General features: G+C 44.4%; 14 protein-coding genes and 1 tRNA gene. 2 read left to right on the top strand and 13 right to left on the bottom strand.

Going from position 1 to position 12,867, the window contains the following annotated elements; translation table 11 throughout:
- Positions 1-5 precede the first annotated feature (5 nt).
- The 9 genes from MHH58_RS03330 to MHH58_RS03290 form a co-directional block, all read right to left on the bottom strand.
- Complete coding sequence (locus tag MHH58_RS03330) at positions 6-461, bottom strand: hypothetical protein (protein WP_341345036.1); 456 nt, start codon at positions 459-461, stop codon at positions 6-8.
- A 75-nt stretch (positions 462-536) separates the two neighbouring features.
- The gene (gene eno, locus MHH58_RS03325; protein ID WP_341345035.1) at positions 537-1,835 is read right to left on the bottom strand and encodes a phosphopyruvate hydratase; all 1,299 of its coding nucleotides are present in this window, start codon (positions 1,833-1,835) and stop codon (positions 537-539) included.
- A gap of 36 nt (positions 1,836-1,871) precedes the next feature.
- Positions 1,872-3,392 carry a 2,3-bisphosphoglycerate-independent phosphoglycerate mutase gene (gene gpmI, locus MHH58_RS03320; protein WP_341345034.1) on the bottom strand — a complete coding sequence of 507 codons (1,521 nt, stop codon included), beginning with the start codon at positions 3,390-3,392 and terminating at the stop codon, positions 1,872-1,874.
- On the bottom strand, positions 3,389-4,144 hold the full coding sequence (gene tpiA, locus MHH58_RS03315) for a triose-phosphate isomerase (RefSeq protein ID WP_341345033.1): 756 nt from the start codon (positions 4,142-4,144) through the stop codon (positions 3,389-3,391). Before tpiA ends, gpmI begins: the two co-directional genes overlap by 4 nt.
- 5 nt (positions 4,145-4,149) lie before the next feature.
- Positions 4,150-5,346: a phosphoglycerate kinase gene (locus MHH58_RS03310; RefSeq protein WP_341345032.1), complete on the bottom strand. Its 1,197-nt coding sequence runs from the start codon at positions 5,344-5,346 to the stop codon at positions 4,150-4,152.
- A 133-nt stretch (positions 5,347-5,479) separates the two neighbouring features.
- Positions 5,480-5,734: a glutaredoxin family protein gene (locus tag MHH58_RS03305; protein ID WP_341345031.1), complete on the bottom strand. Its 255-nt coding sequence runs from the start codon at positions 5,732-5,734 to the stop codon at positions 5,480-5,482.
- A gap of 3 nt (positions 5,735-5,737) precedes the next feature.
- Positions 5,738-6,199 carry a threonine/serine exporter family protein gene (locus MHH58_RS03300; protein WP_341345030.1) on the bottom strand — a complete coding sequence of 154 codons (462 nt, stop codon included), beginning with the start codon at positions 6,197-6,199 and terminating at the stop codon, positions 5,738-5,740.
- Between the two features lie 10 nt (positions 6,200-6,209).
- Positions 6,210-7,007, bottom strand: coding sequence for a threonine/serine exporter family protein (locus MHH58_RS03295; RefSeq protein WP_318272216.1), 798 nt, complete (start codon positions 7,005-7,007; stop codon positions 6,210-6,212).
- 11 nt (positions 7,008-7,018) lie between these two features.
- A tRNA-Arg gene (locus MHH58_RS03290) sits at positions 7,019-7,090 on the bottom strand.
- Positions 7,091-7,286: 196 nt separating this feature from the next.
- On the opposite strand from MHH58_RS03290, the gene clpP reads away from it, so the two are divergent.
- Together clpP and MHH58_RS03280 are read left to right on the top strand one after the other, a co-directional pair.
- Complete coding sequence (clpP, locus tag MHH58_RS03285) at positions 7,287-7,871, top strand: ATP-dependent Clp endopeptidase proteolytic subunit ClpP (RefSeq protein WP_115886018.1); 585 nt, start codon at positions 7,287-7,289, stop codon at positions 7,869-7,871.
- A gap of 95 nt (positions 7,872-7,966) precedes the next feature.
- A complete protein-coding gene (locus MHH58_RS03280; protein WP_341345029.1) occupies positions 7,967-8,881 on the top strand; it encodes a TIGR01777 family oxidoreductase in 915 nt (304 codons plus the stop codon).
- Positions 8,882-8,967: 86 nt separating this feature from the next.
- Here the strand turns inward: MHH58_RS03280 and whiA are convergent, their stop codons facing one another.
- The 4 genes from whiA to trxB form a co-directional block, all read right to left on the bottom strand.
- Positions 8,968-9,912 (bottom strand): DNA-binding protein WhiA, encoded by a 945-nt coding sequence (gene whiA / locus MHH58_RS03275; RefSeq protein WP_341345028.1) that lies wholly within the window; start codon positions 9,910-9,912, stop codon positions 8,968-8,970.
- Positions 9,913-9,939: 27 nt separating this feature from the next.
- Positions 9,940-10,914, bottom strand: coding sequence for a gluconeogenesis factor YvcK family protein (locus MHH58_RS03270; RefSeq protein ID WP_115886021.1), 975 nt, complete (start codon positions 10,912-10,914; stop codon positions 9,940-9,942).
- Entirely contained in the window at positions 10,901-11,785 is an 885-nt protein-coding gene (gene rapZ / locus MHH58_RS03265) for an RNase adapter RapZ (RefSeq protein WP_341345027.1), read from the bottom strand. The genes MHH58_RS03270 and rapZ overlap by 14 nt, the downstream gene beginning before the upstream one ends.
- A 104-nt stretch (positions 11,786-11,889) precedes the next feature.
- Positions 11,890-12,825 carry a thioredoxin-disulfide reductase gene (gene trxB, locus MHH58_RS03260; protein ID WP_115886023.1) on the bottom strand — a complete coding sequence of 312 codons (936 nt, stop codon included), beginning with the start codon at positions 12,823-12,825 and terminating at the stop codon, positions 11,890-11,892.
- Positions 12,826-12,867: the final 42 nt, after the last annotated feature.

Below are 12,867 nucleotides of genomic sequence, written 5' to 3'. Positions count from 1 at the left end.
AATACTCAACATACAAAAATTGCGTTTCTGTGATAAATTCCTCTTTTTATTAATCCTCTATACACTTTCGTTAGTGGATGTGCAAGGTCAACGTTTTTTGGCAACCCTTGCTCATCCACGCTCCAATTATGTGCAAGGTCAACGTTTTTTGGCAACCCTTGCTCATCCACGCTCCAATTATGTGCAAGGTCAACGTTTTTTGGCACACCTTGCTCATCCACGCTCCATTTATGTGCAAGGTCAGAGTTTTTTGGCACACCTTGCTCATCCACGCACCATTTATGAGCAAGGTCAGCATTTTTTGGCGCACCTTGCTCATCCACGCTCCAATTATGTGCAAGGTCAGCGTTTTTTGGCGCACCTTGCTCATCCACGCTCCAATTATGTGCAAGGTCAGTGTTTTTTGGCGCACTTTGCTCATCCACGCTCCAATTATGTGCAAGGTCAGCGTTTTTTGGCACACCTTGCTCATCCACATCGTCAATTAACCCCTCTCAAAATAACAAAAACCCCTCTCGAGAGGGGTTTTCATCAAATTATTTATTCAAATTATAAAATGATGCGAGGCCTTTGTAAGTGCCTGTCTCATATAATTCATCTTCAATGCGAAGGAGCTGATTGTATTTAGCAACGCGGTCCGTGCGTGACGGTGCGCCAGTTTTAATCTGTCCGGCATTTGTCGCAACAGCAATATCGGCAATTGTCGTGTCTTCTGTTTCACCTGAACGGTGTGAGATGACTGCTGTGTAGCCTGCGCGCTGGGCAACTTCGATCGCTTCGAAAGTTTCTGTCAGCGTACCAATCTGATTTACTTTAACTAAGATTGAGTTTGCAACGCCTTGTTCAATCCCCTGGACTAATTTTTCAGTGTTCGTTACAAACAGGTCATCACCGACAAGCTGGACTTTATCGCCGATTTTGTCTGTAAGAAGTTTCGTGCCTGACCAGTCATTTTCATCCAGACCGTCTTCTATTGAGATGATTGGATACTTCTCAACCATGTCGCCGTACCAGTTAACAAGTTCTTCCGACGAATAAGTTTTACCTTCGCCTTTCAGCTCGTAGTTGCCCGTATCTTTATTGAAGAATTCGCTTGAAGCCGCGTCCATCGCAAGGACGATATCTGAACCGAGTTCATAGCCGGCAGCTGCTACCGCTTCGCCGATTACTTCCAGTGCTTCTTCGTTTGATTTCAGGTTTGGAGCAAATCCGCCTTCGTCACCGACTGCAGTGCTGTAGCCTTTTGCTGATAAAACTTTCGCAAGCTGGTGGAAAATTTCTGTCCCCACGCGGAGCGCCTCTTTAAAAGTAGGTGCGCCTACAGGCATAATCATAAATTCCTGAATGTCGATACTGTTGTCTGCATGCTCACCGCCGTTAATAATATTCATCATCGGCACTGGCAGCTGCACCGCATTAAATCCGCCTAAGTATTTATATAAAGGCTGGCCGAGAAGATCCGCCGCTGCTTTCGCTACGGCAATCGATACACCTAAAATAGCATTAGCGCCTAATTTTTCTTTGTTTTTTGTCCCGTCTAACTGAATAAGCATTTTATCGATTGAGACCTGCTCTAGCACAGTGAATTCTCCATCGATTAATTCGGGTGCAATTACAGCATTAACATTTTCTACTGCCTGTTCTACACCTTTGCCTAAGAAGCGTGATGAATCACCATCACGAAGTTCTACCGCTTCGTGTTCTCCTGTAGAAGCGCCTGAAGGAACCAGTGCCCGGCCGAAAGCGCCGCTTTCTGTCAGCACTTCAACTTCAATCGTCGGGTTTCCTCGAGAGTCTAAAACTTCACGTGCATATACATCTGTAATTAATGGCATGTCATCCTACTCCTTTATTAGTTAAGTTCGAATTTATTATAACGTATTTTTAATTAAAAGGCTCTTACCTGTCATATCTTCAGGCTGATTAAGATTCATTAAATCAAGCATAGTCGGTGCTAAGTCTGATAAACGCCCGCCTTCACGCAGCAGGACCGATTTGTCTGTTACAATCACCGGCACCGGATTGACCGTATGCGCCGTCATCGGTTCTCCTGCAGGTGTCACGACCTCATCGGCGTTCCCGTGGTCTGCAGTAATTACCGCGGTCCCGTCCAAGCTAATAATTTTATCGACTACTTTACCGAGACATTCGTCGACCGCTTCCAGCGCTTTGACCGTCGGTTCAAGCATGCCGCTGTGACCGACCATGTCCGGGTTCGCAAAGTTTAAAATCACCATATCCAGCGGTTCGTCGAGAGCGCGGAGCAGCTGATCCGTCACTTCATAAGCACTCATTTCCGGCTGCAGGTCATATGTCGCCACCTTCGGTGAATTGACTAAAATACGCGATTCACCTTTGAATTCCTCGTGGCGTCCGCCGTTCATAAAGTATGTCACATGCGGATATTTTTCTGTTTCCGCAATGCGCAGCTGGGTTTTCCCTGCGGCCGCTGCAACCTCACCAAGCGTATTAACCAGGTCCACTTTATCGAAAACAACATCTGCCTGTACCGCTTCGCTGTATTTTGTAAATGTAACGAACTTCAGATTATCAATTGTTCCGCCGCGGTCAAAGCCCTTAAATTCCGGCGCAGTGAATGCTTCCGACAACTGGGCTGCGCGGTCCGGTCTGAAGTTAATAAATATAACGGCATCGTCTTCACCGATAGTGTGCGCTTTATTAACGACAAACGGTTCGACGAATTCATCAAACACCTCGGCAGAATAACTTTCCTCTACTCCGAGAGACGCAGTCGGGAAAACCTTGCCTTTCCCGTGCACGAGTGCATCATACGCTAGCTGTTCCCGTTCCCAGCGCTGGTCGCGGTCCATCGCATAGTAGCGCCCGCTGATTGTTGAAAACTGGCCGATGCCGATTTCTTTGAACTGCCGCTCTGTTTCTTCTATGTAAGTCAAGGCCGAAGCTTTACTCACGTCGCGCCCGTCTAAAAATCCGTGGACGAATACATCGGTAAGGCCGTTGATTTTTGCCATTTTCAGCACTTCAAACAAGTGTCCGTAATGCGAGTGCACGCCGCCATCGCTTAAAAGTCCCATAATATGCAGTTTGCTGTTATGACTTTTGGCATGTTTCAGTGCACTTAAAAGCACTTCATTTTCATGAAAATCGCCATCTTTAATCGCTTTATTAATACGTGTTAAGCTCTGATACACAACGCGCCCTGCACCGATATTTAAATGCCCGACTTCGGAGTTTCCCATCTGTCCTTCGGGTAAGCCCACATCGAGACCGCATGCGCTTAAACTTGCGTGCGGGAACTCATCTTTATATCTGTTAAAATTCGGCATATCTGCATGTGCAATCGCGTTGCCGAAAGTCTCATCGCGTTCTGCAAAACCGTCAAGAATAATTAAAGCAGCAGGTTTAGTCATTGGGCTGCTCCAGCAATCAGCGCTATATAATCTTCAGCCTTCAGTGAAGCACCGCCGACTAAGGCGCCGTCCACATCACTTTTTGACATCAGCTCTTCGATTGTTGCAGGTTTAACAGAACCGCCGTACAAAATACGCACGCGGTCTGCTGTGTTCTCATCATAAAGTTTTTCAACTTCGCTTCTGATTGAACGGCACATCGCATCAGCATCGTCGCTCGTTGCACTTTTTCCAGTGCCGATCGCCCAAATCGGTTCATAAGCGATAACGAGCCCGCCTGCTGATTCAGGTGAAATCCCTTCAAGCGCTGCTGTCACCTGTCCTGCAACTTTTGCTGTATACTCTCCGCTCTCGCGCTCTTCTTCAGTCTCACCGACACAGATAATCGGTGTCATACCCGCTTCAAGTACAGCACGCGACTTTTTGTTTACGTCGCTGTCAGTTTCTCCGAACAGCTCGCGGCGTTCGGAATGTCCTGTAATAACGTAGTGCACCCCAAGTTCACGAAGCATAGGCGCGGAGATTTCCCCTGTAAAAGCACCGCTTTTTTCATAGTACACATTTTGTGCACCGATTTTAATATCCGTCTCTTTAAATTTCCCGGCGAGTACCGGCAGGTCGATAAAGGGCGCACAAATCGCCGCTTCAACACCTTCTTTAAGATTGTTTTTTAACAGTTCATCGGCAAAAGCTCCTGCTTCCTGAACTGTCATATTCATTTTCCAATTACCCGCAATTAATGGTGTCCGCATATGACTTACTCCTCCTCAGCATTATCAATTGCCTTCAGTCCCGGCAATTCCTTACCTTCTAAATACTCTAACGATGCGCCGCCGCCGGTTGAAATATGGCTGAATTTATCAGCAAATCCAAGAACCTGCGCAGCACTGGCCGAATCGCCGCCGCCGATAATAGTAACCGCATCTTCAAGATTCGCAATCGCCTGGCAGACACCGACTGTCCCCGCTGCAAAATTGGACATTTCAAAAACGCCCATCGGTCCATTCCAGACAACTGTTTTCGCATCTTTGAGTGTTTTCTCGTATAATTTAACCGTTTCCCCGCCGATATCAAGAGCCATCATATCCTTCGGAATTTCTTCGACCGGTACAGTGCGGTGTTCCGCTTCATTTGAAAATTCTGAAGCTGCAACAACATCGACAGGCAGCACTAATTTCCCGTCCGCTTTTTTCAGCAGCTCTTCAGCAATTTTAATATTATCTTCTTCAATTAATGATTTTCCGATTGAATGTCCCTGTGCTTTCAGGAATGTATTTGCCATCCCGCCGCCGATAAGAATTTTATCAGCCTTATTCAGCAGGTTATCAATTACGTTAATTTTGTCGGATACCTTCGCTCCGCCGAGGATGGCCACGAACGGTGATTTCGGCTGATCGACTGCACCGCCGAGAAATTCGATTTCCTTCTGCATTAGAAATCCGGATACAGTGGGCAGATGCTCGCTGATTCCGACGTTTGACGCATGCTCGCGGTGAGCTGTGCCAAATGCATCATTGACGAAGATATCGCCGAGCGATGCCCAATACTTGCCGAGCACCGGATCGTTTTTACTTTCTTTTGAGCCGTGCTGATCTTCATAGCGTGTATTTTGAACGAGGAGAATCTCTCCATTCTTCATTCCGGCAATACCTTCTTCCAAATCCTTGCCGCGTGTTTTATCGCTGAACAGCACTTCTTTACCTATCAGGTCGCTTAAGTAGTCAGCAACCGGAGCAAGAGAATATTCACGTTTGTCCTCTTTAGTTTTAATTCGTCCAAGGTGCGAAAATAAAATTACTTTTCCGCCCTTAGCCAAAACGTAAGAAATTGTTTTTACAGCAGCTTTAATACGGGTATCATCCGTAATCTGTCCATTTTTCATCGGTACATTAAAATCTGCCCGTATTAATACCTTTTTGCCTTTTAATTCAACATCTTCCAGAGTCTTCTTCATGGATGCGCCTCCAAATTTATATTCATTTTAATTATACATATGTCGCTCGCTTATTAAAACATTAAAAATATTTTAAGAGCAGCTGCATTAAAAAAGCGGCAGACATTTTAAGTCCGCCGCTTCCCGGTTATCATTATTTATAATTATCTTTTACGTAATCATATATAGTTACAAAATCTAAAACGCCTTCTTGAATCACTTTGCCTCCGTCGCTTAAAACGGGTATGCGCACCATGTATTCTTCCTGCAGTTTGTCATCGCTATCGATATTCACTTCGGTCAGTTTCACTACGTTATCTCTCAGTTCAGACAATGCCAGTCTGAGCTGCAGTTTTCCTTCATTACACAAATGACAATTATCTCGTGTGTAATAAGTAAGATTAAGCATTGGTTAAGCCTCTTTCTTCCGCATATTTTTAATTTCACGTTTCAGCGTCTGGATTAATGAATCTATCATCTCGGTTGAAATTATCCCCATAGCAATTGCCAGCGACACGAGAGCTACTTGAAAACCGTAGGCAAGCGCCATATCGTAATTCTGCAGCACTACGCTGCGCATGGCATTGTAAGCTACACCGCCGGGCACGAGGGGAATAATTCCGCATGTAATAAATATAATTACCGGCGCCCTTAATTTACGGGAACTCGCAATCGACAGGGCAGTCAGCATAATCGCTCCTAAAAAAGATGCGATGGCCGGCTGTATTTCATACTGGGTTGCGGTAAAGTATACGAGCCAGCCGAAAGCTCCACTTAAACCGCCGGCGAATATCGTCCTGCTTGGAGCATTGAAAAGTATTCCGAATCCTGCAGAGGCAAAGAAACTAAGTATAAATTGAACTGCATATAACATTGTTCCCCTCCTAGACTGCCATGAAGACGAGGCCGACTCCGGCACCGATCGCAATCGCTGTAAGCGATGCCTCCGCGCCTTTCATCGTGCCTGCCATCAAGTGTCCGCGTATCATTTCCCGTATCGCATTGGTAATGAGCACTCCAGGAACGAGCGGCATGACTGCGGCGATAATAATCGTCTCGAGTTCTGTTCCCGGACCGTAGTCTACATACAGTACAGAAATCACAGCGATAAAAAACGCTGCGAAAAATTCGTTGAAAAATTTAATTTTAGTATAGCGCTGAATACTTTCTGTAATCAATACACCCGCCATGCCGCCAGCAGCTGCGACCGGTATATCGCCCGCCACGCCGCCAAACAGAAGCAGGAACATAATAGCGACCATTCCGCCGGTGAAAACAATCAGCCAGAAAGGAAACATTTTCGTTTCATGGATATTTTCTATACTGTCAATCGCATCTCTTATGGGCAATCCTTTAGTAATACGCCTAGATAAGTCATTAATATTTACGACTTTTTGTAAATTGTTTGCGCGCTCATCGATTCTGATTGTCTGGGACAAAGCGTAATCATTCATCGACAAAATAATTACTGTTGTTGTGACAAAGACCTGAACATTACCGATACCGTAGTTGCCTGCCATGCGGATCATCGTATCTTCGATACGATACGTCTCCGCACCGCTTTCCAGCAGGATTTTCCCGCTGTTTAAACAGACATAGAAGACTTTGCGGACAAAGTCTTCATCTAAACTGTCATCAGGTTTGTCGACTGTTTCAAGTTCTTCGACCGACAACTGTCCCACCTCTTTTTTAGCACCCCCGAGAAGAATTGAACTCCCATCTTAAGAACCGGAATCTTACGTGTTATCCATTACACCACGGGGGTAGAATAATAAAAATTAAGCACATTTCATTATAGCAAGGAAACCGTCAGGAATAAAGACTAATTATTGACGAATTGCATAATTAAATAATATGATAAAGTGGTTATCAGATGAAGCTCTTTCTTTTGACCTTATTTGACTAATGTGTTATAAATATAATATAAAATAAATTAGTTCACCAAAACAGGAGGCAATATTATGAATTTAATACCTACGGTTATTGAACAGACAAATCGTGGCGAACGTGCTTACGATATTTATTCAAGACTTTTAAAAGATAGAATCATTATGATCGGAAGTGCAATCGATGATAACGTTGCAAACTCGGTAGTCAGCCAGCTGTTATTCCTGCAGGCACAAGACTCGGAAAAAGATATTTACCTTTATATTAACTCACCGGGCGGCAGCGTTACTGCCGGCATGGCAATCTACGACACAATCCAGCACATTAAGCCGGATGTACAGACAATCAGTCTCGGACTTGCAGCATCGATGGGCTCATTCCTGTTAACAGCAGGTGCTAAAGGAAAACGCCACGCGCTTCCGAACGCAGAAATTATGATTCACCAGCCGCTCGGCGGAGCTCAGGGCCAGGCTACTGAAATTGAGATTGCTGCGAAACACATTTTAAAAACTCGCGAGAAATTAAACAAGATCTTAGCAGAGCGCACTGGACAGCCGCTTGAAAAAATCGAAAAAGATACTGACCGCGATAATTTCATGACAGCAGAACAAGCTAAAGAATACGGTTTAATCGACCACGTCATGGAACCTGAAAAATAAAATAGTCTATTACAGGGAGTTTAAGTCACATACGTGACTTAAACTCCCTTTTCAATTAAAATGAAAGAAACACATGTATTGGGAGGTCGAAGCATTTGAACATTCTCATCACAGGCGGCACTGGTTTTATCGGTACAAAACTGACACAGGCATTCCGGAAAGACCGCCATCACGTTTACATTTTAACGCGCAGGGAACAAACGAGCGAACACCCTTATATACATTATATTAAATACGATGACAGTAATTTTAACAATTTGGATTGGACTGACGAGCTTCCCGATAGTTTTGATTTGATCTATAATCTTGCAGGGGCTTCTCTGAATGAAAAATGGACGGAAGACTATAAAGACTTAATCTTATCGAGCAGGCTGAACATGACCGGTATGCTTTTCCTCTGGCTTCAAAAGTCGGGTATTAAGCCACTTGCCTTTATAAATGCGAGTGCTGTCGGCTACTATCCTACAAGTGAAATTGTGGAGTACGATGAATTTGATCAGCTGTCGTCGACGAACTTTTTATCGGATGTCGTCAATCAGTGGGAAGCAGCCGCAGCGAATATCGAATCCCTCGGGATTCGTGTTGTGTTTTCCCGCTTCGGCCTGGTGCTTGATAAAGACAACGGTGCCCTTCCTGCCATGGAAAAGCTGTATAAAGCAAATATCGGCGGTGATATCGGAAGCGGCAAACAATGGTATTCCTGGGTTCATATCGATGATGTCGTTAATGCGCTCCTCTTTATCGGTGTCAATCAGAACATCAGAGGTCCGGTTAATATAACCGCCCCTGTGCAGGTCAGACAGCGCGAGTTTTCTAAAGTATTAAGTGCCGTGCTCGGCAAAGCGAACTTTTTTAAAACGCCGGCTTATTTAATTGATAAAGTCCTTGGCGAACGTGCCCTTCTTGTAACGGAAGGCCAGAAAGTTCATCCCCGTGTACTGATGAACAATGACTTTAAATATTTATATCCAACTCTCGAACAGGCGATGGAGAATATATACAGCGGATAAAAAGATCATATATTGTAAATGCCGGCTTCACAGCCGCTTTCAAAGACAAAAGAGGCATCCGAATACTTTCGGATGCCTCTTTTTGCTTAAAATACCAGTTCTTCTCCGCTCCGCAGTTTATCTGCAATTTCGTCGAGCTTTCTGAGCCGGTGATTGATGCCTGATTTCGAAATCGTACCGGTAGATACGGCTTCGCCGATTTCTTTTAATGTCATGTCCTGATGTTCGACGCGAATGCGCGCCACTTCTCTTAAGCGCTCCGGCAGTTCATCGATGCCGATTTCCGCATCGATAAATTTAATATTTTCCACCTGGCGCATTGCTGCGTTTATCGTTTTGTTTAAGTTCGCAGTTTCGCAGTTTACGAGCCGGTTAACCGAGTTCCTCATGTCTCTGACGATACGTATATCCTCAAATTTTAACAGCGCCTGGTAGCCTCCGATTAAACTCAGAAACTCCGCAATTTTTTCAGCTTCTTTCAAATAAATAATATAGCCGCGTTTCCGGTCGATATATTTAGCATTTAATTCATAGCGGTTCATAAGCTTCGTCACTGCTTCTGCATGTTCTTCATACAGCGAAGCAATCTCAAGATGATAGGCTGATGTTTCCGGATTATTTACCGAACCGCCGGCAAGGAAAGCACCTCTTAAATAACTGCGTCTGCAGCATTCTTTTTCTGTAATTTCATCCGTAATCGTATTTGTCAGCACACCGCCTGAAAAAATCTTCAAATCCTCCAGTACCTCTTTAGATTCTTTTTTAATGCGGCAGATGTAAACGTTGTTCTTTTTAAGCTTCATCTTTTTTCTGACAAGCAGATCAATTTCTATCTTATATACATTTTTAATTAACGAAAAGATACGGCGCGCAATCGCAGCATTTTCAGTCTGAACATTGATAACCCATTGTCCGTCAAAATAACTGACTGCGCCGTTCATTTTAATCAGCGCGGACAGTTCGCTCTTCATGCAGCACTCATCCACTTCGATTCTCGTTAATTCATTTTTCATTTCGGAAGCAAATGACATGCTACCACTTTCCTTTCAAAATCTTCCCTAATACTTCAATGTATCTGATTCATCAATTACAATGTCGTATATAATTTCAGCGAGCTTTTCATTATTATGGCGGACAACCCGCTCTTCATCAACGATAATCAAGTCATCATCTGTAATGATTTTTACACCGTGCTCTTCCAGTTTATCCCGCTCGCTTTTAATAATCTGGACCCCTCTGTTTTTATACGTTTCCGCCATTTCTTCATAGACGTCCCGTTCATTTAAAATAACGTAGTCAATCTCCCGCGATTTCAAATGTTTTTCAATTGCCGAGAGATGATCAAATGCGGACATGCCCATCGTTTCACCCGGCTGCTCGAGCAGATTTGAAACATATACTTTAATGCCGTCCGATGCTGAAACAGCTTCTCTTATCCCTTTTGGCAGCAGGTTCGGAATAATGCTCGTATACAGCGAGCCCGGACCGAGCACGATAATATCCGCTTCCAGTATTGCTTCAACAGCAGCTGGTGTCGCATCGATATTCGTCGGTATTAAATACATTTCTTTAATCTCTTTTTTCACTTTCGGAATATAGCTCTCACCGATAATAATTGAATCATCAGCCATTCTTGCAGCGAGTTTCGGACTGACATTCGTCGATGGAATCACGGTTCCTTTAACGTTCAGTATTTTCGACAGCTCGCTGACGGCAGTTGCGAAATCGCCGCTGATATCATACATGGCAGCGAGCATTAAATTGCCGAGGGAATGACCTGATATTTCATCTTTTTTAAAACGGTAAGTGAACAGATGCTCGAGTTTCGTTTCGACTTCGCTTAAAGCTGACATAACGTTTCGGATATCTCCAGGCGCAGGCATATCGATCTGATCGCGGATAATTCCGGTTGACCCACCATCATCTGCCACCGATACGATAGCAGAAATATCCACAGGATATTTTTTTAAGCCGCGCGATAAAACAGCGAGACCTGTACCTCCGCCGATTATGGCGATTTTAATCTTGTTCATGGACTTTGCCTTCAATCATCGCATCGCGGTGGGTCGTGTTAATCGAAAATGCGAACTTCTCCAGCAGATCTTTTGCAAGGCGCTCGGACAGAGCAACAGAACGATGCTGTCCGCCTGTACACCCGATAGCAATCGTCAGCTGGGATTTACCTTCTTTTATATATTGAGGAATTAAATATTTAATCATATCATACAGTTTTTCGTAAAACGTATCGGTATCCTGCCATTTCATTACATAATCATAAACTTCTTTGTCGAGTCCGGTTAACGGGCGGTACTCGGGAATATAGAATGGATTCGGCAGAAAACGGACATCGAACATCAAGTCCGCATCGATGGGAATGCCGTGCTTAAATCCGAAGCTCAGCACGTTAACGGCAAAAAACTGCTCGCGGCCTCCGCTGTATAAAGTGAAAATACGGTCTCTCAGCTCTTTCGGAGAAAGTTCCGTCGTATCTATAATGACGGATGCCCGTCCTTTTAAATCATCCAGCAGTTCACGTTCTTTCTTAATTGCTTCAAGCAGCGACATGCCTTCGTTTAACGGGTGGGAACGGCGTGTCTCCTTATAGCGGCTGACGAGTCTTTCATTATCCGTGTCGAGAAAGACGATGCGCAGCATAATACTTTCATTATTAAGAACCGTTTCCAGTTTTTGGATTAAATCATCAAAAAATTCTTTCCCTCGCAGATCGATGCCGAGTGCGACTTTGTTCATCTTGCCGTCGGTGGACTCCATTAATTCTACGACTTTTGGAATAAGGATCGGGGGCAGATTGTCGATGCAGAAATAACCTGTGTCTTCAATCGCTTCCAGTGCCACAGATTTTCCTGAACCGCTCATCCCTGTAATTATGATTAAATTTTTCATAAAGCACACCCTCAAATTTACTTAATTTCACTCTTGCCGTTCATTTATATTATAACGGATAACGTTACGAAAAAACCCCCTTCCGGGGGAATTTCTTCTATTAATTACTCACTGTCTTCCAGTTTTTCAAGGTAGCCCTGGGCATTTTGTGCTGCAAGACTGCCGTCGCCTGTCGCTGTAACAATCTGACGCAATGATTTCTCTCTGACATCGCCTGCTGCAAAGATGCCTGGAATTTCTGTTTCCATTTCTTCGTTTGTGACGATGTAGCCTTCTTCATTTAAAATGCCTAAATCTTTAAACGGTGCTGTCAGCGGCAGCATTCCGATATAGATAAATACACCGTCTGCGTTGAAGTCATACGTTTCACCTGTGTTTTTATTTTTCAGCGTTACTGATTCCACACGGCTGTCGCCATTAATTGACTGCAGTTCTGTATCCCAGATAAAGTCGATTTTTTCATTTTTAAAGGCGCGGTCCTGTAAAATCTTCTGAGCACGCAGCTCATCGCGGCGGTGAACAATTGTCACTTTACTCGCATATTTCGTCAGGAATACCCCTTCCTCAACAGCCGAGTCTCCTCCGCCGATAACGACAAGTTCGCGCTCTTTAAAGAAGGCGCCGTCACATACTGCACAGTAGCTGACACCGCGTCCGCGAAGCAGATCTTCGCCCGGTACGCCTATAGTTTTATACTCTGCGCCTGTTGCAACAATAACGCTTTTTGTGTGAATGTCTTCAGACGAAGTTTTCAGTATTTTAATGTCTCCGTCGAGCTCAACACTTTTAATATCGCCGTACTTGTATTCTGCACCGAACTTCTGCGAGTGTTCGAACATCTTAGAAGACAATTCCGGTCCTGTAATCATGCTGAAGCCGGGGAAGTTTTCAACTTCTTCCGTGTTCGCCATCTGTCCGCCAGGCACACCGCGTTCAAGCATGACTGTTTTCAGTTCTGCACGCGATGCATAGACTGCCGCCGTCATGCCGGCAGGTCCCGCGCCGATTATTACTACATCATAAATCGTTTTCTCTTCCATAATCGTTCTCCTTTAAGAAATTGCTACATACAATTATATAGG

It is taken from the genome of Jeotgalicoccus sp. FSL K6-3177 (assembly GCF_038050175.1).
GTDB classification, from domain to species: domain Bacteria; phylum Bacillota; class Bacilli; order Staphylococcales; family Salinicoccaceae; genus Jeotgalicoccus; species Jeotgalicoccus nanhaiensis.
This window is presented reverse-complemented; position numbering and strand designations above follow the sequence as displayed.

What these genes read in the sequence shown, in the direction of transcription:
- trxB (WP_115886023.1), bottom strand. Translation starts at nt 12,825, where the DNA reads ATGGAAGAGAAAACGATTTATGATGTAGTAATAATCGGCGCGGGACCT.
- gpmI (WP_341345034.1), bottom strand. Translation starts at nt 3,392, where the DNA reads ATGACTAAACCTGCTGCTTTAATTATTCTTGACGGTTTTGCAGAACGC.
- whiA (WP_341345028.1), bottom strand. Translation starts at nt 9,912, where the DNA reads ATGTCATTTGCTTCCGAAATGAAAAATGAATTAACGAGAATCGAAGTG.
- MHH58_RS03305 (WP_341345031.1), bottom strand. Translation starts at nt 5,734, where the DNA reads ATGCTTAATCTTACTTATTACACACGAGATAATTGTCATTTGTGTAAT.
- MHH58_RS03310 (WP_341345032.1), bottom strand. Translation starts at nt 5,346, where the DNA reads ATGAAGAAGACTCTGGAAGATGTTGAATTAAAAGGCAAAAAGGTATTA.
- rapZ (WP_341345027.1), bottom strand. Translation starts at nt 11,785, where the DNA reads ATGAAAAATTTAATCATAATTACAGGGATGAGCGGTTCAGGAAAATCT.
- clpP (WP_115886018.1), top strand. Translation starts at nt 7,287, where the DNA reads ATGAATTTAATACCTACGGTTATTGAACAGACAAATCGTGGCGAACGT.
- MHH58_RS03270 (WP_115886021.1), bottom strand. Translation starts at nt 10,914, where the DNA reads ATGAACAAGATTAAAATCGCCATAATCGGCGGAGGTACAGGTCTCGCT.
- MHH58_RS03300 (WP_341345030.1), bottom strand. Translation starts at nt 6,199, where the DNA reads ATGTTATATGCAGTTCAATTTATACTTAGTTTCTTTGCCTCTGCAGGA.
- tpiA (WP_341345033.1), bottom strand. Translation starts at nt 4,144, where the DNA reads ATGCGGACACCATTAATTGCGGGTAATTGGAAAATGAATATGACAGTT.
- eno (WP_341345035.1), bottom strand. Translation starts at nt 1,835, where the DNA reads ATGCCATTAATTACAGATGTATATGCACGTGAAGTTTTAGACTCTCGA.